The organism is Marinobacter sp. (genome assembly GCF_039977835.1).
Classification (GTDB): domain Bacteria; phylum Pseudomonadota; class Gammaproteobacteria; order Pseudomonadales; family Oleiphilaceae; genus Marinobacter.
On the sequence record NZ_JBDWCL010000049.1, the window covers coordinates 37,268 to 60,162 of the forward strand.

Annotated in this window: 23 protein-coding genes; 19 read left to right on the top strand and 4 right to left on the bottom strand. The window is 53.8% G+C overall.

The window, feature by feature from the left end:
• Window positions 1-64 precede the first annotated feature (64 nt).
• The 4 genes from ABJM11_RS15485 to ABJM11_RS15500 are packed head-to-tail and all read left to right on the top strand — an operon-like array spanning window position 65 to window position 4,760.
• Window positions 65-2,017, top strand: coding sequence for a TRAP transporter permease (locus ABJM11_RS15485; protein ID WP_348293860.1), 1,953 nt, complete (start codon window positions 65-67; stop codon window positions 2,015-2,017).
• Between the two features lie 29 nt (window positions 2,018-2,046).
• Window positions 2,047-2,727: a 3-oxoacid CoA-transferase subunit A gene (locus ABJM11_RS15490; RefSeq protein WP_348293861.1), complete on the top strand. Its 681-nt coding sequence runs from the start codon at window positions 2,047-2,049 to the stop codon at window positions 2,725-2,727.
• Window positions 2,714-3,361 carry a 3-oxoacid CoA-transferase subunit B gene (locus tag ABJM11_RS15495; RefSeq protein WP_348293862.1) on the top strand — a complete coding sequence of 216 codons (648 nt, stop codon included), beginning with the start codon at window positions 2,714-2,716 and terminating at the stop codon, window positions 3,359-3,361. Before ABJM11_RS15490 ends, ABJM11_RS15495 begins: the two co-directional genes overlap by 14 nt.
• A gap of 58 nt (window positions 3,362-3,419) precedes the next feature.
• Entirely contained in the window at window positions 3,420-4,760 is a 1,341-nt protein-coding gene (locus ABJM11_RS15500; protein WP_348293864.1) for a hypothetical protein, read from the top strand.
• 45 nt (window positions 4,761-4,805) lie between these two features.
• Here ABJM11_RS15500 and ABJM11_RS15505 read toward each other — a convergent pair whose 3' ends face one another.
• Window positions 4,806-5,789 carry an aldo/keto reductase gene (locus tag ABJM11_RS15505; protein ID WP_348293866.1) on the bottom strand — a complete coding sequence of 328 codons (984 nt, stop codon included), beginning with the start codon at window positions 5,787-5,789 and terminating at the stop codon, window positions 4,806-4,808.
• A 212-nt stretch (window positions 5,790-6,001) separates the two neighbouring features.
• On the opposite strand from ABJM11_RS15505, the gene ABJM11_RS15510 reads away from it, so the two are divergent.
• Genes ABJM11_RS15510 through ABJM11_RS15535 form a run of 6 tightly spaced genes read left to right on the top strand, consistent with a single transcriptional unit; the run spans window position 6,002 to window position 12,028 of the window.
• On the top strand, window positions 6,002-7,132 hold the full coding sequence (locus ABJM11_RS15510; protein WP_348293867.1) for an ABC transporter substrate-binding protein: 1,131 nt from the start codon (window positions 6,002-6,004) through the stop codon (window positions 7,130-7,132).
• Window positions 7,133-7,141: 9 nt separating this feature from the next.
• Window positions 7,142-8,014, top strand: a complete 873-nt coding sequence (locus tag ABJM11_RS15515) for a branched-chain amino acid ABC transporter permease (protein WP_348293868.1) — start codon at window positions 7,142-7,144, stop codon at window positions 8,012-8,014.
• 9 nt (window positions 8,015-8,023) lie between these two features.
• Window positions 8,024-8,905 carry a branched-chain amino acid ABC transporter permease gene (locus tag ABJM11_RS15520; RefSeq protein WP_348293869.1) on the top strand — a complete coding sequence of 294 codons (882 nt, stop codon included), beginning with the start codon at window positions 8,024-8,026 and terminating at the stop codon, window positions 8,903-8,905.
• Entirely contained in the window at window positions 8,902-9,720 is an 819-nt protein-coding gene (locus ABJM11_RS15525; protein WP_348293870.1) for an ABC transporter ATP-binding protein, read from the top strand. The genes ABJM11_RS15520 and ABJM11_RS15525 overlap by 4 nt, the downstream gene beginning before the upstream one ends.
• A gap of 2 nt (window positions 9,721-9,722) precedes the next feature.
• Window positions 9,723-10,433: an ABC transporter ATP-binding protein gene (locus tag ABJM11_RS15530; protein WP_348293872.1), complete on the top strand. Its 711-nt coding sequence runs from the start codon at window positions 9,723-9,725 to the stop codon at window positions 10,431-10,433.
• Entirely contained in the window at window positions 10,433-12,028 is a 1,596-nt protein-coding gene (locus tag ABJM11_RS15535) for an AMP-binding protein (RefSeq protein WP_348293874.1), read from the top strand. The genes ABJM11_RS15530 and ABJM11_RS15535 overlap by 1 nt, the downstream gene beginning before the upstream one ends.
• A 10-nt stretch (window positions 12,029-12,038) precedes the next feature.
• Here the strand turns inward: ABJM11_RS15535 and ABJM11_RS15540 are convergent, their stop codons facing one another.
• From ABJM11_RS15540 to dctP, 3 genes are all read right to left on the bottom strand, one after another.
• Window positions 12,039-12,659 (bottom strand): flavin reductase family protein, encoded by a 621-nt coding sequence (locus ABJM11_RS15540; RefSeq protein WP_348293875.1) that lies wholly within the window; start codon window positions 12,657-12,659, stop codon window positions 12,039-12,041.
• 77 nt (window positions 12,660-12,736) lie between these two features.
• Entirely contained in the window at window positions 12,737-13,633 is an 897-nt protein-coding gene (locus ABJM11_RS15545) for a LysR family transcriptional regulator (RefSeq protein WP_348293876.1), read from the bottom strand.
• Between the two features lie 129 nt (window positions 13,634-13,762).
• The gene (dctP, locus tag ABJM11_RS15550) at window positions 13,763-14,782 is read right to left on the bottom strand and encodes a TRAP transporter substrate-binding protein DctP (protein WP_348293878.1); all 1,020 of its coding nucleotides are present in this window, start codon (window positions 14,780-14,782) and stop codon (window positions 13,763-13,765) included.
• A 291-nt stretch (window positions 14,783-15,073) separates the two neighbouring features.
• On the opposite strand from dctP, the gene ABJM11_RS15555 reads away from it, so the two are divergent.
• From ABJM11_RS15555 to ABJM11_RS15595, 9 genes are all read left to right on the top strand, one after another.
• A complete protein-coding gene (locus tag ABJM11_RS15555; RefSeq protein WP_348293880.1) occupies window positions 15,074-15,964 on the top strand; it encodes an MBL fold metallo-hydrolase in 891 nt (296 codons plus the stop codon).
• 107 nt (window positions 15,965-16,071) lie between these two features.
• Window positions 16,072-16,542, top strand: a complete 471-nt coding sequence (locus ABJM11_RS15560; protein WP_348293882.1) for a TRAP transporter small permease — start codon at window positions 16,072-16,074, stop codon at window positions 16,540-16,542.
• Complete coding sequence (locus ABJM11_RS15565) at window positions 16,539-17,822, top strand: TRAP transporter large permease (protein WP_348293884.1); 1,284 nt, start codon at window positions 16,539-16,541, stop codon at window positions 17,820-17,822. The genes ABJM11_RS15560 and ABJM11_RS15565 overlap by 4 nt, the downstream gene beginning before the upstream one ends.
• Before the next feature lie 110 nt (window positions 17,823-17,932).
• Entirely contained in the window at window positions 17,933-18,595 is a 663-nt protein-coding gene (locus tag ABJM11_RS15570; RefSeq protein WP_348293885.1) for a 3-oxoacid CoA-transferase subunit A, read from the top strand.
• A 35-nt stretch (window positions 18,596-18,630) separates the two neighbouring features.
• Window positions 18,631-19,305: a CoA-transferase gene (locus ABJM11_RS15575; protein ID WP_348293887.1), complete on the top strand. Its 675-nt coding sequence runs from the start codon at window positions 18,631-18,633 to the stop codon at window positions 19,303-19,305.
• Window positions 19,306-19,307: 2 nt separating this feature from the next.
• A complete protein-coding gene (locus ABJM11_RS15580; protein ID WP_348293889.1) occupies window positions 19,308-19,631 on the top strand; it encodes a 4-methylmuconolactone methylisomerase in 324 nt (107 codons plus the stop codon).
• A gap of 48 nt (window positions 19,632-19,679) precedes the next feature.
• Window positions 19,680-19,961 carry a muconolactone Delta-isomerase family protein gene (locus ABJM11_RS15585; RefSeq protein ID WP_348293891.1) on the top strand — a complete coding sequence of 94 codons (282 nt, stop codon included), beginning with the start codon at window positions 19,680-19,682 and terminating at the stop codon, window positions 19,959-19,961.
• A 309-nt stretch (window positions 19,962-20,270) separates the two neighbouring features.
• Window positions 20,271-21,623 (top strand): TIGR00366 family protein, encoded by a 1,353-nt coding sequence (locus ABJM11_RS15590; protein ID WP_348293893.1) that lies wholly within the window; start codon window positions 20,271-20,273, stop codon window positions 21,621-21,623.
• 65 nt (window positions 21,624-21,688) lie between these two features.
• The gene (locus ABJM11_RS15595; protein ID WP_348293895.1) at window positions 21,689-22,891 is read left to right on the top strand and encodes an acetyl-CoA C-acetyltransferase; all 1,203 of its coding nucleotides are present in this window, start codon (window positions 21,689-21,691) and stop codon (window positions 22,889-22,891) included.
• Window positions 22,892-22,895: the final 4 nt, after the last annotated feature.

The following is a 22,895-nucleotide window of genomic DNA, read 5'->3' on the forward strand; positions in this document are numbered from 1 at the left end:
AGCTCAGGTGGCGGTGCTCGCTGGCGCCGCCACCCATTATTTTAATTCCGGAGCACTTTCCAACATGACATCTCCGCAGGCTGCAGATACCCCGAACGCTACTCCTGAAATCCAAAGCTCTGACAAAGGACGTCTGCGTGGAATCGGATACTGGATAGTCCTGGCCCTCGGTACTCTCGGGTTGCTCATGGCGATCAACCAGACCTTTAACCTCAAATTGCTGGGTTTCCAACCTTTGGGAAACTCCTATCTTTATTACCTCATCGGAATATTTCTAGCTGCGGCATTTTTGTGCTTCCCGGCCTGGTCAGGCGCCCGTAACCGAATCTACTGGTATGACTGGGTTCTTGCCTCCTCGGCACTGGTTTCTTGTGGCTATCTTGGCTTCCACGGCCTGACCATGATCAACATGGGCTGGGAGTATACTGCGCCGACTGCAGCCACAGTATTTTCGGGCATTCTGCTGGTGCTCGTTCTTGAGGGTGTGCGCCGTTGCGGGGGGTGGCCTTTGCTGGCCGTATCACTGTTTTTTGGCAGTTATCCCTTATACGCAGACAGTATGCCCGGTTTTCTCTGGGGTAATCAGTATGAGCTGCCGGAGCTGCTTCGCGCCCATGTCATTGGTGTGGAAAGCATTATCGGTATTCCCATGCAGGTGGTTGCGCAGCTGGTCATCGGTTTTGTGGTATTTGGTGCCGCACTTACCATTACCGGCGGTGGTGACTTCTTCATGCGGTTTGCTACCGCTCTGATGGGGCGTAGCCGGGGAGGCCCGGCGAAGGTTTCGGTACTGTCCAGTGGTATTCTGGGCAGTCTTTCGGGCAGTGTAATTTCCAACATCCTCACCACCGGCCCGATCACGATTCCGACAATGAAAAAAACTGGCTATCCGGCGCATTATGCCGGTGCGGTGGAAGCATGTGCCTCCACCGGTGGAACTCTTATGCCGCCGGTGATGGGGGCGGTTGCCTTTATCATGGCGTCGTTCCTTGGCGTGCCCTATGCGGAAATTATGATTGCGGCTTTCCTCCCGGCTTTGCTGTTCTACCTGGCGCTGCTATTCCAGGTGGATAACTATGCCGCTCGTCGAGGCTTGAAGGGTTTGCCGGATTCCGAGATTCCTTCCCTCAAGGAAACCCTGAAGGATGGCTGGCCTTATCTGCTGTCGCTGGTCATGCTGATTTATATGCTCCTGGTCATGCGCATTGAGGCATACGCGCCTTACTATGCCTCGCTCGTTCTGCTGGGTGTTGCGCTGTTCAAGCGCGACTACCGCATGAACTGGACCCGTGCCAAGGCCTTTATTGCAGATTTAACAACCAATGTCTCCAATCTGGTAGCAATTCTGGCGGGTATCGGGCTGGTAGTTGGCGGGCTTTCCTATACCGGAGTTGCCGGTGCGTTCTCGCGGGAGCTGTTGCTCTACGCGGATGGCAGTATACCGCTGATGTTGATTGCCGGTGCTATCACCAGTTTTATACTCGGGATGGGGATGACCGTCAGCGCCTGTTATATATTCCTGTCGATCCTGTTAGCACCGGCATTGGTTAACGCGGGCCTTAACCCCATTGCCAGCCACCTGTTCATTCTATACTGGGGCATGTTGTCGTATATCACTCCGCCGGTCTCCCTGGCTGCGATCACCGCTGCCGGTGTGGCGGGTTCCAATGCGACTAAAACCGGTATCTATGCCATGCGACTGGGGGGGATTCTGTTTATCCTCCCGTTCCTCTTTGTGGTAAACCCTTCCCTGATACTGCAAGGTGATATTGAGCGAATTCTTTTGTCGGCAGGTACTGCAATTGCAGCAATCTGGTTAATTGCCTCGTCGATGGAAGGTTATCTGTATCGGATCGGAATCGTTGGCTGGCCTCTGAGAGTTCTGGCACTTGTTGCGGGCGGCCTGATGATCTATCCGGACATCCTCACTGAGCTCCTTGGATTCGGGTTGGTCGCAGTGATGTATATGGGCAACCGTTTTCTCGGGGCGCACAAGGCTCCCGTTTTCAGAAACTGAGGCTGAAAGCCGTGAAAGGATGAGTGGCGATGATTGATAAACGGGTGGCGTCGTTGCGGGAGGCGGTAATGGATATTCCGCATGGAGCGAGCGTAATGATTGGCGGGTTCGGGAGCTCTGGCATTCCGCTTGGCCTGATTGAAGCGTTAAGGCAGCAGCGCGCGGGAGATCTCACCATCATCTCCAATAATGCCGGGGTAGGAGAGGAAGGTATTGCCAGCTTGCTGCGCGATGGTCTGGTCAGGAAAATTGTCTGTTCCTTCCCGCGCTCTGCGGGTTCCATCTGGTTTGAAAAGCGGTTCGAAGAGGGGGCTGTAGAGCTTGAACTGGTGCCCCAGGGTACTCTGAGTGAGCGAATCCGGATAGCGGGCGCTGGCATTGGAGGGTTTCTGACACCGACCGGCTACGGTACCAAGCTTGCGGAGGGCAAGGAAACACGGGTAATTGACGGCAAAGGCTATGTGCTGGAGATGCCACTGAATGCAGACTTTGCCCTCATCAAGGCTGAAGCGTCAGACCCCTGGGGTAATCTGGTTTATGACACGGCTGGCCGGAATTTCAATCCGATGATGGCTATGGCTGCACCTTTATCAATTGCAGAAGTGAAGCATATCGGCCAGTTGGGCGAGCTTGATCCGGAACGGATTGTCACTCCGGGCATTTTTATTGATCGGGTCGTATCACAGGAGACAATACATGTTCCGACTTAGCTCTGAAGATATGGCACGCCGCGTTGCGGAAGATATTCCGGATGGTTCGTACGTCAACCTTGGTATTGGTATGCCGACCAGGGTTGCGAATTTTGTTGCCGATGACAAACAGGTTATCTACCACAGCGAAAATGGAATACTGGGAGTTGGCCCTGCCCCGAAGCCCGGGGAAGAAAACACCAATCTGATCAATGCTGGCAAACAATACGTCACACTATTGCCGGGCGGCTGTTATTTCGATAATGCTGAATCCTTCGCAATGATGCGAGGTGGCCATCTGGACATTGCAGTACTGGGTGCGTTTCAGGTAGCTGAAAACGGCGATCTGGCCAACTGGGCCACAAATGAAGACCGATTTCCGCCCGCGGTGGGCGGCGCCATGGACCTTGCCGTAGGGGCCAAAAAGCTGTTTGTCATAATGCGTCATACCACTCGGGAGAATGAGCCCAAAATCCTGCAACGCTGCACCTTTCCCCTAACCGGCATGGGAGTTGTCAGCAGGATTTTTACGGACCTTTCTGTACTCGATGTGACACCGGAAGGGTTGCGGGTGATTGAACTGTTCGGGTCTAACACATTCGAAGAAGTACAATCGCTCACGGAGGCCCGGTTATTGCCTCCGCTGAACTCATGATGCGGCGAGCCCCATCCCGAAATATGTCTGGGACGCTTCGACTATAGGTGGATGGGACATGATTGACGCTTTTTCGCGACCGGACAGCCTATCCGGAATTCGCACAGTGCTTACATACCTGGCACTCTTTGCCGGTATTGCGAACTTTCTCCCTGGTCATAACTACCTTGCCACCGTGCTGGCCTGCCTGGCGATTCTTATGGGTTGGGGTAACCTGCGTACGGTGGGCCGTGCGATTTTGACACTAATCGTGGTATTGACCTTTGTCGGGCTTGCTGTAGAGCCTTCAGCGGTCCCGAAAGCTGCCGGCAACATGGCTAGAATCGGGGCGTTGATCATAACCGTAATGCTGTTATCGGCAGTGCTGGGACAGTCTGACGACCTGAAGCTGATTTCCCACAGCCTGTTTGGGGGTAGATCGCTGTTCCGCTACGCTGGCATGACTTCTGGTACTGCCTTGCTTTCTGTGCCGCTCAATTTTGGCGCGGTCGGGGTCATCGCGACCATGATCGGCCTTCAGGTCAGGGACCAGGGCGACAGCCCGATGGCGCGGAACGCGGCGAGGGCGGTGGTTCGTGGTTTCGGGGCATCTCCAATGGCATCGCCCTTGTCCGTTGCTGTTGTTTTGACGGTGACTTTCCTCCCAGCTCTGTCGAGCTGGAAGCTGATTGCCTTGGGGCTGCCGTTTGCCGTGTTCTACCTCCTTGCCGGAACCCTTTCGCGGGAAGACGAACCACCACGTGAAGAGCTGGCGATCATTCCGGAAAAAGTCGATGCAGCAGTGCTGCCGTGGTTGCGCTTCATCGGCATTATTGCCCTTGTCTGTGTGGGTGCTTTCACTTTGAGTGTTGGGTGCGGTCTCGTGTACTCCCAAGCGGTGACGCTGAGTTGCCTGACGGCTGTTGTCATCGGGCTGGTATACCGCCGCGTTCATGACGGGGTCGTGAGTATGCCATCACTCGCAATGATGAATAACGAGTTAGTCATTATGGGTGGCTCCTCGTTTCTAGGCGGAATCATTGGCACTCTGGCATTGAGTTGGCTGGGTACGGGGTTCAGTTTGCCGGTCTGGGCCTATCCGATGGTCGCCATGGCAGTGCCCTGGCTGTTCTTTGCCGGTGGCACGATCGGCGTGAACCCGATTATCTCGGGTACCCTGTCGGGCAGTATTCTTGGGCCGATCTGGCCAGAGTACGGTCTGCTGGGGCTAGGGCTGGGTATGGTGGCGGGATGGGGTATTACCATCGCTGGCACACCATATTCCGCTAATGCGTTGTTGCTGGAGCGATGCACGGGTTATAGCGCCACCATAGCCTCCTATGGCTGGAGCCTGAAACTCTCACTAATGGCACTGGTTACCTGCAGTGTGGTGTGTGCTATTTTCACGCTGCCGTTCTGACGTTACATCGACGGGAACCGGATCTTCTCGTCGTATCCCGACATTTCAGCTGTGACCGGCTACCCGGTGAGGCACATAGTGTTCTTCCAGCGCCATTTTTTCTTCCTCACTCAGTTCTAACTCCAGCACAGCCAGTGCTTCCTCAATATGACCGGGTTTGCTGGCACCGATGATAGGGGCGGTGACCGCAGGGTTGGAGAGCACCCACGCCAGGGCAATACGGGCCATAGACGTACCACGATTCTCTGCTACTTCCTGCAGCGCGGCGATAACGGATTGATCAATATCGCTGCCGAGGCGCCATTTCCGGGTATTTTCATCGGTGCGCGCCCGTGCTGTCTCACCGGCTTCGCCCTGCACGGTTTTCCCGGCCAGGATACCCCTGGCCAGCGGACTCCACGGAATCACGCCAATGCCCTGGTCAGCACATTGTGGCAGCATTTCACGCTCTTCTTCCCGGTAGATCAGGTTATACATCGGCTGCATGGCCACAAATCGTGTCCAGCCGTGCTTTTCTGCCGCGAACTGGGCTTTGGCGAATTGCCAGGCAAACATCGAAGATGCGCCGATGTAACGTACTTTGCCAGCCTTCACGACATCATGAAGCGCCTCCATCGTTTCCTCGATGGGCGTGTGGTAGTCCCAGCGGTGAATCTGGTACAGATCAACGTGATCGGTGCCGAGACGCTGCAGTGAACTGTCAATGGCATCCATGATGTGTTTCCTGGACAGGCCCCGGTTGTTCGGGCCATCTCCGGTAGGGTTAAAAACTTTGGTGGCAATGACCACATCTTCCCTCGGCGCGTAATCCAGTAACGCCTTTCCCACCACTCGTTCGGATTCACCGATCGAATACATGTCTGCGGTATCAAAGAAGTTGATTCCCGAATCCAGGGCCTGCTTGATAAAGGGGCGACTGGACTGCTCGTCCAGTACCCACTCGCGCCATTTCGGCGAGCCATAGGTCATGGTGCCAAGACATAGGCGAGAGACTTTCATGCCGGTGGTTCCAAGGCGGCGATAGTTCATGAACCTGCTCCTTTATGCCATTCATGATTCGCATGTTTGTTGGGGCCGACCTGATGCTGGCCCGGGGCCTAATCAAGAGTAGATGAAAGCGTCGTTACGTGGACCGCCCTTTAATTCATATTGTGTTAACAGGGTCTTAACAAATGGCGAATTGTGTGTTGCTCAAACGGTGCTACGTTTGATTAGGACAACAACAATACTGAGGATAGCTTATGTTACGTAAGACACTTTCTTCCATCGCTCTCACCTTAGGTCTTGCTTCTGCTGCATCAGTGCAGGCGGAAGACATTGAAATTGGTGCGTTATTTCCGCTCAGCGGCCCTAATGCCACCTATGGTGATATATTCATGTCGGGGTCAGATCTGGCTGCCCAGCATGCCAATGAAGACGGAATGTTGTCAGGCAATCTGAGCATTCTCTACGAAGACAGCCAAGCATTGCCCCAGCAGGGCGTTGTCGCAATGAACAAGCTGGTCAATGTTGAAGGCGTTCCCTACGTCCTTTCTGCCTTTACCGGGGTTTCCAAGGCAGTGTCCACACTGGCTCAGCGTAGCCAGACGGTGACGGTCAACGGTGGCGGTGTTGGCCCGGACCTGGCAGAGCTGGGTGAATATTTCTGGAACGTTATACCTCTGGCGAACAATGAAGTGGGGGCATTGGCCCACTACGCCGTGAATGACCTGGGCCACAAGCGGTTCACCCTGGTGTATGTTGATGATCCACTGGGAGAGTCGATTCTCAACGAGTTAGAAAAAACCTTGCCTCCACTGGGTGCCGAGCTCGTGGAGTCTCACTCGATAGCTGCTTCTGCCCAGCAATTCAGCGGGGTGGCTGCCCGGGTTCGCAGCGATAATCCGGATGTGGTCTATGTCGCTTCCTACGGTTCCCAGCAGTTGCAGATCGTCAAACAACTGCGAGATAACGGTGTCAAGGCGCAGATCGCCAGTTATTCAGCCTTTTCCGTGCCCGAGCTACAAGAGCAGAAGGAATCCCAGGGAGCATTGTTCACGACTCAGAGCATTGACTGGGATTCTGAAGATCCGGTCACCAAGCGCTTTGTCGACGACTATAATGCTGAACACGGCAAGAACCCGACGTCATACATTGCCAATTACTACAACGCTGTAAGAGTTTTCGCACTACTCGCTCAGGACCTGGAAGAACAGGGCAAAGAGATTACCGGCGCCAACCTCCTGGCCCAGCGTAAAGCGACAGACACTTTTGAGCTGGTTGGGGGTGAGGTGTCTTTTCAGGAAAATGGCACCCTGCTGGCACCGATCCAGGTGCTCGAAGTCGACGGCTCAGGCAGCGGCAAAGTAGTTTCTGTCAAAACTGCGGAGTAAGGAGCTGACATGCTGTTTCTGCAACTCCTTGCAAACGGCTTGCAGGTGGGGGCGATTTACGCCCTCACTGCAGCTGGCTTCTCACTGATCTTCGGGTCTACCAAGATATTCCATTTCGCCCACGGCGCGACCTTTGCAATCGCGGCCTACCTGTTCCATTTTGCGCTGGCCGGGCTGGGTATGCACTGGACCTTTGCAGTGTTGTTGGCAGCCGTCAGTGCGGTGGTGTTTGGTGTTTTGCTGGATCGGCTGATGTACGCACCGATCCAGCGTCACGAAGGCTCCTTCTTTACCGTATTTGTCGCTTCCTTCGGTATTGGGATCGTGGTGCAGAACCTGCTCGGAAGTGTGTTCGGGCGGGGCTTCATGTCTGTTGCTACCCCCTTGAGCACCTCTATCGAGGTGATTCCTGGCCTCTATCTTTCGCCGCTGAACGGGCTGGCAATTGTGGCGGCCATAATCTGTTTCGCGGCACTGCATTTCTTCCTGACCCGTACCTTCGTGGGTAAGGGTATGCGAGCTCTGAGTGAGAATCCGGAGCTGGTGCGTACATTCGGGCTCAGCCCCCGCAGGTTGTCGACTTATGCCTTTGCTCTCGGGTCTCTGCTGGTAGTGCCAGGTGCGATCTTTACCGCAGCTGGTACCGGTATCAACCCGGCTGTGGGGCATCATGTCATGTTAATCAGCCTGGCTGCGACCATTGTGGGCGGGATTGGCAGTCTCCGTGGCGCCGCCTGTGCCGGCTTGCTCATCGGTGTGGCAGAGAACCTGGCAATGTGGAAGTTGGGTACCCAGTGGAGCGAAGCAATTACTTTCGCGATCCTGTTCTTCTTTATCATCTTCAAACCGTCCGGTTTCTTTGGACGGCAGACGGTTTCGTGAGGCGCTGACATGACAGCTTATATACTGAACTTGCTGGTCCTGATCTCGGTTTACGCGATCCTGTCGACCACACTGAATTTCATTATCGGCTATGCCGGTATCTTCTCTCTGGCCCATGCGGTGTTTTTCGGAATCGGTGGCTACACTGCAGCTCTGGTGGCAATGAATGTTACCCCGGAGTTCTTTGTGGCCATTCCCATTGCCATGGCTGCTGCCGCCGGGACGTCTCTGCTTCTGGCGTTGCCCGCCCTGCGGGTGCGGGGCGAATACTTTGTGGCGGCGTCCCTGGGGCTGCAGGTGCTGGCAGTTACCCTGTTTTCGGAATGGAAGAGTTTCACCGGGGGCATTGGTGGCGTCATCGGGATTCCGTCCGTGGAGCTGTTTGGCTTTCCCGTATACCAGCCCTGGCAGTTTCTGGTCATGTCGCTGATTTGTCTGGCGATTATCATTGTTATTATCCGCACGCTCGTGCATACCAGCTTCGGGCGTAGCCTAAAGGCAATACGGGACAGTGAATCGGCTGCATTGGCGTCGGGCAAGAATATAACGGTGATCAAAACCCTGTCTGTCGTACTGTCTTCGTCGTTGGCCGCTGTTGCCGGAGCGCTCTATGCTTTTTACATGAGTTTTATAAATGTCGAGAGCTTTATGCTTGATACTTCGGTACTGGTAATGGCCATGGTCATTATTGGAGGCACCGCCACGATACTGGGTCCGCTGCTGGGCGCCGGGTTATTGATGCTCCTGCCCAGTGCCCTGACTTATCTGTGGTTCCTGCCTCAGACCGAGATCGGTTCCATCCAGCAGATCGTGTACGGAATGGCCATGGTATTGCTGATGATTTTCCGCCCTGGAGGCATTGTGAGTTCACACCCGGGAGGTAGCAAATGAGCGAGCAGTTAACTTCAGCTCAGGAGAAGGCAAGTCCTGTTCCCGGTTCCGGCTTTACGGGCTCGACGGATGATCAGGAGGTATTGCTTGAGATCAGTAACCTCAGCAAGAACTTTGGTGGTCTGCAGGCGATCAATGATGTTTCGCTAAATCTTCGGGCCGGCATTATTACAACCCTGGTTGGTCCGAACGGGGCAGGTAAAACCACCTTGTTCAATATGATTACCGGTCACATTCAGCCTTCTGAGGGTGATGTGCGCTGGCAGGGAGAGTCGTTGATCGGAAAGTCACCCTGGAAAATTGCCAGGGAAGGGATTGCCAGGACATTTCAGGATCTTCGGCTGTTTACCCACATGACGGTGGAAGAAAATATCCTCACCATGATGGAGCCGGGGTCGTGGCTCTGGCAGCTGGGTGGAAAATCCGGCAAGGCCAGGCGATACGATAAAGTGAGCCGGATTCTTGAGAGAACGGGGCTAACGGACAAGCGCCATACCCGGGCACTGGACCTGGCTTATGCCGAGCGCAAGTTCCTGAGCCTGGCCCGTATCATGGCAACGGATTCCCGGCTGTGGCTGCTGGACGAACCGGCGTCAGGGCTTGACCCCAACTCCTATAACCTGTTTCTGCAGTTGCTCAGAGAAGAAGTCAAGGAGGGTATAACGGTCTGCATCATCGAACACAATCTGGATATAGTGGTGAATATTTCCGACCGTATTGCATTCCTGGATCAGGGTAAATTGCTGGCCGATGGCGAGCCGGAGACCATCCTGAACGACCCGGCCCTGGCCGCAATTTATTTCGGGGAGAGATAACCATGACAGACAAAATTCTCCAGGTTGAGAATCTGGTGGTCGGTTATGGTGGCCGACCCGTGCTGACGGACATCAATGTTCATGTTAACGACAATGAAGTACTGTGCCTGATCGGCCATAACGGTGCTGGCAAATCCACCCTGTTGAAGTCCATTTTTGGTCTGGTGCCCCATGAAGGTGGCCGCATTCTGTTTAATGGCAAAGCGGCAGTCACTGAGCCCCGGGCGATGACCATGGCAGGCATGTCCATGGTGCCGGAGGGCCGTGGTGTGTTTCCGGGTATGACCGTAGAGGAAACAATGAGCCTGGGCATGTGGGCTGCGGGTGTTCCTGAAAAGGAGCGGGCGGAGCGAATCGATTGGGTGATGTCGATCCTGCCGGTGATGAAAAAATTCTACCAGACACGGGCGGGTGATCTGTCCGGCGGGCAGCAGCAGATGGTCTCTATTGGCCGTGCTCTGCTCAGTCGTCCTCGCTGCTTGCTGATGGATGAGCCCTCGATCGGCCTGGCGCCAAAGCTGTTCCAGGATCTCTGTGGCCCGATACGGGAACTGCAGCAGAAAACAGGGATGTCGATCCTGCTGGTGGAGCAGAACGTCAAGGAGGCCCTGAAAATCTCTGATCGGGTCGTGGTGATGAAATCCGGTCAAATGACGTGGGAGGGCCAGCCGGAAGAACTGAGCGATAACAAGAAACTGATGGAACTGTACTGATGAAGAAGCTGACCCTGACTACGCTGGTGGCAGCGCATCTGGAGCGGGCTCCGGAGTCGTGTGCCCTTGTGGTGGGTCATCGTCAAATCAGCTACCGGGAACTGGATCAGATGGGCCTGGCAGCGGCTGCCTGGCTGAGTGAGCAAGGTGTCCGCCCGGGTGACCGGGTGGCTGTATGGTTGGTTAATCGGCCTGAGTGGCTGGCGTTAATGCTGGGATTATCCCGTATCGGCGCTGTGCTGGTGGCAGTGAATACCCGTTACCGCACGTCAGAACTGCAACACATCCTGTCAGTGTCGGGAGCCCGTATGCTGATCATGCAGCCGCGCTTTCGGAAGATTGATTTCCAGGCTTTGCTGGAGGATCTGCAGCCCCACACTGTGCCGGATCTGGAAACAGTTGCCGTTATTGATCCGGAACCACAATTGCCCCGGCTGGACGGATGTTCCGCGCTGTCCTTTCCGGATTTGGCAAGCTCGGATGCGCCGGAAATAGCGGACAAATCCAGCGACAATGACCTGGCTATGCTGTTTACCACCTCAGGCACCACCAAAATGCCGAAGTTGGTGATGCATAGCCAGTTCTCGCTTGCCAGCCACGCACACTGCGTGGCTGCAAAATTTCTGTTTGAGCAGCCAGGCGCTGGACTGCTTGCGCCGTTGCCATTCTGTGGAACCTTCGGGCTGGTGCCGGTGATTGCCGCGCTGGCGGCAGGCACGCCCATTTCCGTCATGGAGACGTTTGATGCGAAGCCAGCTGTTGAGCTGATCCGGAAACACCAACTGACCCATTTGTTCGGCAGTGACGAGATGTACTGGCGTATCCTTGATGCATTGCCTGAAGACTCCAGGCTGGATAGCCTCCGGGTATGTGGCTTTGCCGCATTCCAGACCGGCGCCGAGGAGCTTGTCAGGCAGGCAGATGCCCGCGGCATACCGCTTGCGGGGGTCTATGGATCCAGTGAGGTGCAGGCCCTGTTTTCAATACAGCCCAGGCCAGAGAGTGCGCAGGAGCGGTGCAGGGGAGGAGGCTTTCCTGCAGATCCGAAGGCCCGGGTGAGGGTTCGTGATGCCGAGTCTGGCGGGTTGCTGGCTCCTGAGCAGAGCGGCATTCTGGAAATTACCGCCACGGGTAACTTCTCAGGGTATTTCAACAACCCTGGCGCCACTTCTGAGGTCATCGACCAGGATGGTTATTTCTCTACCGGGGATATTGGCTATCTCCGTAAGGACGGCTCATTCGTCTACCAGACCCGACAGGGTGATGCGATTCGCCTTGGCGGGTTCCTGGTAAACCCGTCAGAGATCGAAGATGTCATGAGAGACTGCCCGGGTGTCGTTGAAGCCCAGGTGATTGGGGCTGATGTCGATGGTGTGCAGTCCTGTGTGGCGTTCGTGATTGCCAAACCGGATAGCGATATTGAGGCTGAAGGCATCAGGGTCTGGCTCAGGAACGTCATCGCGCCGTTCAAGGTGCCGGCGCGAATCTGGTTTCTGGACGACTTTCCGGTTACTGAGAGTGCCAATGGCGTCAAGATTCAACGGGCGAAGCTGAGAGAAATGGCCGCCGAGCGTGATGCGGGTGTTCACACTTAGCCTATCCTTATTATTTGGGACGGTGCATCTGGAACTTCTGAGAAGCATCCACTTTGAAGTAGTCCTCTGGGCCACCACCACGAAGTACAGGTTCCGCCGCTGCGGTATCGTAGATACCGTTGCGGAGCAGGCGCCTCGCAATGTGGACGCCGACTACTTCACCGAATACCATCCAGGTGTCGACCTTTTCGCCATTGGCACCGGCAAGCTGGAGCACCTGAGCTACACGACATTCGAGTGTGACCGGGCTTTCCGCCACGTGCGGTACCGAAATCACACGGGCCGGGGCCGGGGTCACACCTGAAAGCGCGAATTCGTCCACCTCCGGTCCTACTGCCGCGCAGGTTTCGTTCATGGCTTCGCTCAGTGGACGTGTCACCAGGTTCCAGCAGAACTCCCCGGTTTGCTCGGCATTCCGTACAGAATCCTTGAAGCCGATACTGGAGAACGCGACGATGGGCGGGTGGTAATTGAAGGCGTTGAAGAAACTATAGGGTGCCAGGTTCAGCACACCGTTGCAGTCCCTCGAGGAGATCCACCCGATGGGGCGTGGTGCCACCAGGGCATTGAATGGATCATGGGCCAGTCCGTGACCGTCGGCCGGTTGATAAAAGTGGATATCCTCGGACATACAACGTACCTGCAGGGTTAAGGGGTCAGTACCCTATTCGATGAAAATTATTGCCCTGATCCTCCCATGATGCCATGTCATAGATATCGAGACCGCAGGATCTCACAGAACTCTTGGGCGAACGTTGGTAAGGTTTCAAAGTTTTCGGCGCAGAGTTGAAAATTGCGCTCTGCCCAATTGTCCGTCAGTTTGATCTGCTTGATGTTACGGGTGCCCTTGTGGCGGGCGAATCCCAGCTCAGGGATAATGGCGATACCCACGTTGGCCGCTACCATACGATAGATGGCATCGTAGCTTGCTACCTGAACGCGGATGTTCAGAGTGATATGGAGTTTTTCGGCTTCTTTCATCAGGAATTGATGAATGGCTGAGCCCTCCAGTAACGAAATCAGAGGATAGGAGAGGCATTCCTCAAAATCAATCTGGTCAACTTTGGATATGGGATGGTCAATTGGACAGATCACCACCAGGCGGCTTTTTGCGAAAGGTAGCGTCTGTAATCCTGCAGTGACGACGTTGCCCGAGACAATGCCAAGATCGGCGCCCCCTTCCTTGACCGTGCGAACAATTTCTTCGCTGAGCTTTTCTTTCATTTCAACATGCACGTTGGGATGAGACAGCAAATACTCACCCAACACATTCGGTAGCAACTCGGTGATGGCAGTGGTGTTGGCGAGAAGTCGTAGCTGCCCCGTGATGCCGTGCGCGAATTCCTGCAGATCGCCAGTGAGCACTTCCAGTTGTGATGCAATCTTGCGGGCATGATGGAGGTAGACCTTGCCCTCATTGGTAAGCTTTACCCCCTGCGAGTTTCGCTGCAGCAGTTTCAGGCCGAGATGGTCTTCCAGGTTCCGGATGCGGTTGCTGGCTGCGGGGACAGACATGTGGCATTGCTCGGCACCTTTGGAAAGGCTTTCGGACTCGGCAATCTTGATGAACAGCCGAAAATCCGTCAGGTCGTACTTGATAGCCATTTTTACCCCGCTTGCCGGAAACAACAACGGGTAAGCTAAAGGATTTTGAGGGGTTTGGCTATAAGATGATCTCTTGACTCCAGAAAGCCCCCGCCGGAACGGGGGCTTTGTATTGGTGTGGTTAAAGGATCAAAGCATTTCTCTAACGACCTTGTTAGCTGGCAATCCGCGCTTTTCAAGAGGTTTGGCCCAGTCCTCGTGTACCTGGGTCAGGTCTTCGCGGATTCCTCTCAGCTCATCTTCCGGCAGGTACAGTGGTACGATGCCGTGCTTCACCTCGAGATCTGAAATGGCTTGTTTCTCAGCACGATTGACATAGTCGCAGTGATTCTGGTTTGCATGCTGGCCAGCTTTCACCAAGGCTTCCTGGTTTTCCGGGGAGAGCTTGTCCCAGGCACGGTCACTGATTGAGTAGGTGACATTGAAGCTGCCAATGCTCAAATTGGGAATCATCTGGTCCAGTGCTGTCTCCAGGCTCCAGTCCTCAATGCTGATAAGACCCCAGAATACACCGTCGAGCGTTCCGCGTGACAGAGATGGTAGTACATCAGAGCCTTGCATGCGGATAGGGTTTGCTCCGAGGCGATTCGCAGTCATCGCCATTGCACCCCCGGCTGTACGGAGTTTCAGGCCGGAAATATCGAGGGGTGTGGAGAGCTCCTGATTATTGGTGAGAATCCGATAGGGGCCGAGGTTAGCCGTGAACAGGGGGCGAACGCTTTTCTTCTTGAACTCAGCCTCGTAGAGTGCTTTGCCAGGTTGGACCAGATCGTAGAACTTGTTGGCCGCTGTACAGGAGTCCGTAACCATCCCCGGGAGTTCTACCACTCCGGATAGGGGCAGATGTTCCGAAAGGTAGGCTGGTGCAACGTTGGCGACGTCGGCGACACCTGAGTTCAGTAGTGTCAGGGCCTCAGAGCCTTTGCCCAGTTGCTCGGCAGGAAAATACTGGAAACTGATGCGGCCTTCAGAAAGTTCTTCAGCCTTCTTCATGAACGCCTTGGCACCGTAGGATGTTGTGAAAGCGGATTCCGGCATCCAGTCTGCGAACCGCAAAGTTATATTGTCCTGAGCATTGGCGGTAGCAATCGATCCGGCGGTCATCGCTACCGATACGCATGCAGTAAGAAAAAGTTTGGTTTGGTTCATGACATACCCTTTTTGTTAGCTTTGTGCTTTGTACAAACAACGGACTTTAAAAATATCAGAGTTTCCGGTGTGGTCTATTTATAAAATATTCACTGAGTTTTAATGGCTGGTTAATGGTGCCTTTCAGGGGGCGTCATGCCGGCGCCTTAAGAGATCGTTAATAGCGTCTTTGTATTTTTTGCATTGACATATTTGTCGCTGCTGAAAGATATTTGGGTTAGCTAAATAGCCAGATTTATTTAATTTCTACGACTGAAATAATCATGACAAATAGTATAAAAGGTGACAGCTATGATTCATTCCCGGCTGGTTGGTGACGCGAAGGTTACCAACGTTATCGAGTACTCAGGTCCCACCCACGATCCGGCCTTCCTGTTTCCGGAAGCAGAGCGAGCCGATATTGATCGGCTGGAGAGCGCTATGGCACCCCATCACTGGGTGCCCCATATGGGCAAGCTGATTGTCACCATTCAATTCTGGATCGTTCAGGCAGGCACAAACATCATCGTAATCGATACTGGCGTTGGTAACTTCAAGCCCCGGGAGAGTATCCCACGGATGCACATGCTTAACGGCCTCGTTCGTGAATGGCTGGTTGCCGCCGGCGCAGCGCCTGAAGATGTTACCCACGTGGTGACAACCCACCTGCATGCGGACCACGTGGGCTGGAATACAACCTGGCAAGACGACCGCTGGGTGCCGACGTTCCCTAATGCGACCTATCACTTTCCCCTGGTGGACTTTGATTTTTGCAAGGAAGGCAAGAATAAAGAGCCAGGGGTTATCGACGTGTTTGGAGACTCTTTTTTCGACAGCGTAATGCCTGTTGTGGATGCGGGGCTGGCAAAAATGATACGCCCTGGCGAGGAAATTGCCGACTGCCTGACCGTGCAGCCGGCCGAAGGCCATAGTCCCGGTCAGGTGATTTTCCGACTGGAATCCAAGGGCGAAGTGGGAATTTTCTGTGGTGATATTTTTCACAGTCCATTGCAGATAATGCGGCCTGAATTCAACTCTGGTTACTGTATCTGGCCGGAGAAAGCGCGTGAGGTCCGCCTGAAAATGCTGAATGACGCTGCTGACCAGTCCGCATTGTTGTTACCGGTTCACTTTGGATCGCCCTATTGCGGGTACGTGCGGCGCCAGGGCGAAGGTTTCCTGTTTGAGCCGGCAACCTGGTAGTCCTTCTCTGACTGCCCCGACCTGAATAACAAGACAAGGGTTCTACATTGAGTACGTTAGCTAACATTCCCAGACCGCTGAAGTACCTGGACTGCCCAGTGCGATACATGGAAAACGCACTGGTCGCAGTCGCTGCATTAATGATCCTGGTGGCCATGGCTGTTACCTGCGTGGACGTTTTTATGCGGTACGTCCTGTCGATGCCCCTGAGCTGGTCCTTTGACTTTATTGTCTTGTACTTGTTGCCAGGCTCCTATTTTCTAGCTTTTTCCTATGCTCTCAGAACAGGCACCCACCTGAAGGTGGATTATTTTGTCAGTTACATTAACCGGAGGTTGCGGGGGCTGGTGCTGTTTCTGGTTGGTCTGGTCGCGGTGGTGCTGTTTGGCTACATTGCCTGGTTTTACCTGGTTGAGGCCTACCACGCGTGGCTGGATGGCGACGTGATGGGGGGAGTGATTCCCTGGCCCATGTGGCCGGGAGATATGTTGGTATTTGTGAGCTCGCTGATCTTTGCACTGCGACTCCTGATTATCAGCTTTAGCCACCTCTCACTCTTGCGTGGAGGTGAGGCATGACAGTCTACCTTCCCTTTATCGTTCTCTTTTTTCTGCTGGCTTTTGGCGTACCAGTTGCGATCAGTTTGGCGTTAGCGGGCTCGCTCGGTATATTTCTAGCGACCAGCGCCGATGTGCTGGTAGGTATTTTGACGGCCTCCCCCGGCTCCGCTCTGACTACCTATGAATTGCTCACAATCCCCATGTTCATCCTGATGGCGGAGTTCATGGGAGTAAGTGGGATTACCTCCTCACTGTTTACCGCAATTGCAAAGTGGACCCATAACATCAGGGGCGGTGTGGGTATTGCTACGGTCATCACTGGTGCGGCGTTCGGCGCCATCTCGGGTTCCAGCACGGCAGCCGCAGCGACGCTGGCAAAAACCAGCATTCCTGCCATGCGGGAGCAGGGATACAGCAGCGGCATGTCGGGCAGTATCGCTGCCATTTCAGGCACCATTGCGATGCTGATTCCCCCTAGCGTTGCGCTGATTTTTTACGGACTGCTCAGCGGCGTCAGTATTGCCAATCTGCTGATCGCCGGGATTGTGCCAGGCATTCTCGTGGCAACGACCATTGCCGTGACCATTAAGGTATTGTTGTTGCGAAATCCTCTGCCAAGACAGGATGTCCAATACAGTCTGGCTGAAAAGTTCCAGTCGCTTAAAGTTGCGGGCCCGTTCGTTGTTCTGTTCCTTTTGGTGACGGGACTGATTTATACCGGTATTGCCACGCCGGTTGAATCTTCAGGCCTGGGTGCTTTCGGAGCTTTTTTGATCGCGCTGAAATCGGGCAACCTGACGCGTTACCGGTTCTCTGAAGCCCTGTCTAATACCTGCTCAATTACCGCGATGATCGGCCTGATCATTGTCTGCGCCCACATATTTGGCTACTTCATTACCTTGACCGGCCTCACCAAGGAGATGGTGGCATGGGCTGGCAGTCTCGACGTGTCGCCCTATGTCATTCTGGCCGCGATCGTCGTTCTTTACCTAGTGCTGGGGCTGTTCCTGGATCTGATCTCCATTCTGATATTGACGGTACCGGTGGTGCTGCCTCTGGTAACAAGCCTGGGATTTGATCCCCTGTGGTTCGGCGTTATCGTTATTTTGCTGGCCGAAATTGGCATAGTGACTCCTCCTGTGGGCATTAATGTTTTTGTTGTCTCAAGGTCTGCCAATATTCCTGTGGAGAAAATATTCTCCAGTGTAATGGTTTATGTGTTGTCGCTGCTTTTGTTGGTTGGGGTTCTTATTATATTTCCGGAACTGGTTCTTTGGCTGCCTTCAACTTCCGGATGACAGGCAGCTTTACCAACTGGATATGATGGCGCCGTGTTTATTTTGAATGAATATTAATAAAAGACTTATGAATTGAAAATTTTTATTTGAAATGAAAAAAAGGGAATCCAATGATTAATAAACAGATTGGCAGTCCTGAGGAAGCGATTTCGCGGATCAAGGATGGCGACATCATCGGCATCGGAGGATTTGGAGGAGCCGGCTCTCCGAACGTCCTGATTGATACGCTGATCGCTCATAGTGACGCAAAAAATCTGACAGTCGTGAGCAACAATGCCGGCCAGAATGAAGAGGGTATTGCTGCGCTGCTGAAGACTGGAAAGGTAAGCAAGATTGTCTGTTCTTTTCCGCGAATGAAGAACGCATGGGTTTTCGAGGAGCTTTATCGTAAAGGGGATCTCGAGCTGGAGTTGGTTCCCCAGGGTAATCTGGCTGAACGGTTGCGTGCCAGAGGCGCAGGCATCGGAGCGTTTTTTACGCCCACCGGTTATGGAACTGCTCTTGCCGAAGGTAAGGAAACCCGTGAGATTGAGGGTGTTCATTATGTCTTGGAACATCCCATAAAGATCGATGTGGCATTGATCAAGGCCAAGTCTGCAGACCGCTTTGGCAATCTTGTCTACAACAAGACAGCTCGCAACTTCGGGCCGGTAATGGCCATGGCCGCGGATACCACCATCGCTGAGGTCAGTGATGTGGTGGAGGCCGGCGATCTGGACCCGGAGGTGGTTGTGACTCCGGGAGTCTATGTGGATTGTTTCGTCAAAGTCTGAGCACGCTACCATGTTGGCGGCAGAAGGTGTAACTAATGAAGACAGAAGAGAAAATGGCGCTGGCCGGACGAGTGGCAGCGGATGTACCGGAAGGAGCTTACCTTAATCTTGGCATCGGCCTGCCTACACTGGTGGCTAACCACTTGGGTGGTGACGATAAGGAAGTAGTACTTCATACAGAAAATGGTGTTCTGGGCCGCTGGATAGACGCGCCAGAAGGCGAGCAGGATCCGGATTTGATCAATGCGGGCAAGGTGCCTATCAAATTATTACCCGGCGCAGCTTTCTTCCACCATGCTGACTCCTTTTCGATGATGCGTGGCGGGCATCTCGATATTTGTGTGCTTGGTGCATTCCAGGTCTCTGCCAGTGGTGATCTGGCGAACTGGCATACCGGGGACCCTCAGGCAGTTCCGGCGGTAGGCGGGGCAATGGACCTTGCCATTGGTGCAAAGCAGACCTTTGTGATGATGGATCATGTGGACCGGGAGGGTAATCCCAAGATCGTGTCGGAGCTGACCTATCCACCGACAGGGTTAGGTTGTGTGACTCGCATTTATACCAACCTTGGAACATTTGAAACCACCCCGGACGGAAACAGGGTGAAAGCTGTTTACGTAACTCCGGATCTGACGTTGGATCAGATTCAGCAAAAGACCGGAGTGGCGATTGATTTTTCCATGATTTCACAAACGCGTCAGGAACATTAATCATGATCAGAATAGTCTATCTTCTGGTAAGACCGGAAAGCATGACTCCGTCGGAATTTGCTGAGGAATGCCGGGTGCATTACGACATGTCCCGCAAGGTTCCGGCCCTTTATAAATATGAGGTGAGGCTTGTGGACCAGGAGCCCTCAGACACCCATGTGGCCTATCTCGATATTGGGCCATTTGATGCGGTGGCAGAATGCTGGTTCGAGAATCGTGATAAGTATGACGAATACCTTGCCTCAGATATTCGCAAGGAGTGGTTTGAACACGGTAAGACCTTTATAGGGCAACTTAAGCCTATTTATACACGGGAAATCCATTGAATGCCGGATTCTCCGCTGGCCTTGAACACAAAACACGGGAGTAAGACCATGTTGTTTCTAGTGCAGATGAAAGTGAACCCACCTACGCACCTGTCGCAGGACGAGTTCGCACGGATCAAGGAAGAAGAAAAGCAGCGGGCCCTGGAAATACAGCAACAGGGGAAGTGGCCCCACCTGTGGCGGGTGACTGGCAAGTATTCCAATGTAAGTGTTTTTGATGTGGAATCCAATCAGGAGCTCCATGACCTGCTGACGTCTCTGCCGCTCTTTCCGTTTATGGAGGTAAGCGTCACACCAATGAATGTTCATCCAAGCGCATTGAGCGATTGATACGTTACGTGTATTAGTTCGGTTGTATTCTTTCTCGCCCAAGATATGCGGGTAACCCATAACGGCTTACCCGCATCGGAATTTTGTGCACACCAAGCCCCTCGCCGATATTTGGTGGACTTCAGTTTGTAGGGCGGTTGCAACGCCGAGGCGCACTGCTCGCTAATCGAATAAGTGTTCTGTGTCACTGAACGATCCATTAACAAAAAATGAATTCTAACGGAACGCCCTAAGCGCGAGTATTACGGGCAGAACCCGTGGGCCGTGGTCACTCACCAAAGCGGCTAATACAAATAATAGGGGCACACAATGAACACACTGGTTACTTTTTTCACTCGACTTATGCATAGGTATATGCCGGATGCATTTGTTATTGCCATTGCTTTGACCCTAGTGACTGCGGGGCTGGCGGTCGTCGCGGAGGGCGCCTCAGTGGCGGAAGCTGCCACGCTCTGGGGTGATGGATTCTGGTCACTGCTCTCCTTCGCAATGCAGATGGCTATCATATTGATATCCGGATATATGTTGGCGAAGACCCCACTGGTGGATAATTTGTTGGATAGAGTGACGAGCAAAGTAACGTCGCCTCGTAAAGCTATAGTTATAGCTACCTTGGCCGGTGTTTTAGGGTGCTGGTTCAACTGGGGATTCGGTTTGATCGTGGGTAGTGTAGTGGCTCGCAAGCTGGCCATTAATGTCAAGGGGCTGCACTTTCCACTGGCCATCGCCGCGGCCTATTCCGGTTTGTCGGTCTACGGTATAGGCATGTCCGGTACGGTCCCACTGCTGATTGCGACTGACGGTCACTTTCTGGAAGGCACCATGGGTATAGTCCCTTTGACGGAAACCATTTTCTCGCCGTTGCTGTTAGGCACATCCCTTTTCGTACTAATTACGCTACCCATCTTTAATGCCATGATGCATCCATCTGATCCTGAGCACATTCGTGAAATTGATCGGGAGGAAGTTGCTCGCAGGGATGCAGAGGCACACGCCCGGGAAGCACGTAAGCCTGCTCATGGGGAGAAGACTTTTTCCCAAAAAATGAATGACAGCCGTTTCTTTGGTATTGCCATTGGCCTTATGGGGATGTTTTACCTATTTCTGTATGTGAAGGATGGCGGTTCACTGAACTTGAACAGTCTGAATTTTGCTTTCCTGTTCCTGGCCATCCTTTTGTTCGCCCGGGCATCGGCGTTTCTTGAAGCACTTAATGACGGTATTAGAACCGTCTCCGGCGTTATCATCCAGTATCCCTTCTACGCAGGCATCATGGGGATTCTTGTAGGCTCTGGCCTTATGATTTCGTTTTCTGATGTATTCGTTGGCTCTGCATCAGCCACAACGTTACCTTTCTGGTCTTTTCTCAGTGGAGGTCTGATTAACATTCTGGCCCCTTCAGGGGGTGGCCAATGGGCGGTTCAGGGGCCGGTGATGATTGAGGCTGCCAAAGAGCTCGGGGCTTCCTATGGTGCGACAGCGGTAGCCGTACAGATTGGTGATCAATGGACCAATATGGTCCAGCCATTTTGGCTGTTACCCGCGTTGGCGATCTCCGGACTTAAGCTTCGTGAGATTATGGGCTATCTGGTACTGATACTGGGCTATCTGGGTGCGGTCTTCGGCTCAACCGCACTCATTTGGGGCTACATGGCAGCCTGATCTCTTCTGTCTCCAATCGGATGTCTGGGAGACTACCCCAACATACTACAACACGAGGATTTTACATGAACAAGCGCAGAGCAGCTATCATCGCACCGGTTCGCACCGGCGTTGGCGGGTTCGGACGCAGTCTTCGCCCGCTTTCTGTAGAGCATCTGATTGGCACGGTGGTGAAGGAGACCGTGGATCGTTCTGGCATTGATCCCAAAAAAATCGAGGATGTGGTCATAGCGCAGTCATATGCCAACAGTGAGGTACCCTGTGTCGGTCGGTGGGCAGCCTTGCAGGCAGGCTTGCCGGAAGAAGTGCCGGGATTGCAATTGGACCGTCGTTGCGGTGGTGGACTTCAGGCCGTTATTAATGCCGTCATGATGGTGGAGTCCGGGGCATGCGACGTGGTCGTTGCCGGTGGTGTGGAAAGTATGAGTAATATTGAGTATTACTCCACCGATATGCGCTGGGGCAAGAAAGCCGGGTCGTTCACGATGCACGACCGCTTGGACCGTGGGCGGGAGCGTTCCCAGCCAGAGGATCGGTTTGGCTACATCTCGGGAATGATCGAGACCGCAGAAAACCTGGCCCGCAAATACAACATTTCAAGGGAAGAAGCTGACCAGTATGCCGCGCAGAGCCAGCAAAGGGCAGCTGCCGCCTGGAGAGAGGGTAAGTTTGATGAGGAAGTCGTCTCCCTGTCCATACCTCAGCGTAAGGGTGATCCTATCACCTTCAAGCAGGATGAAGGCATTCGGGGTGAGACGACCATGGAAACCCTCGGAAAACTCAAGCCTATTATTCCTGGCGGCACAGTCACCGCAGGCAATGCAAGCCAACAAAGCGATGCAGCGGCTGCCTGCCTGATCGTTTCAGAGGATAAGCTTGAGGAGCTTAACCTGACCCCTATGGGCTTTATGGTGGGATGGGCCGCCGTTGGCTGTAACCCGGCTACCATGGGGATCGGGCCGGTGGGTGCAGTGGATAAACTGTTCCGGAAAACCGGTCTCAGTCTCGAGGATATGGACCTGGTGGAAATCAACGAAGCCTTTGCCTGCCAGGTACTGTCTGTGCTCAAGGAATGGGACTGGGAAGATTACGACAAGCTTAACGTCAATGGCTCCGGCATATCCCTCGGCCACCCTATCGGAGCGACCGGTGTTCGAATCATGACCAGTTTGCTTCACGAAATGAAACGTAGAGGTAGCCGCTATGGTCTGGAAACCATGTGCGTTGGCGGCGGTCAGGGTGTAGCCGCGATCTTCGAACGGTCTTGAAGTC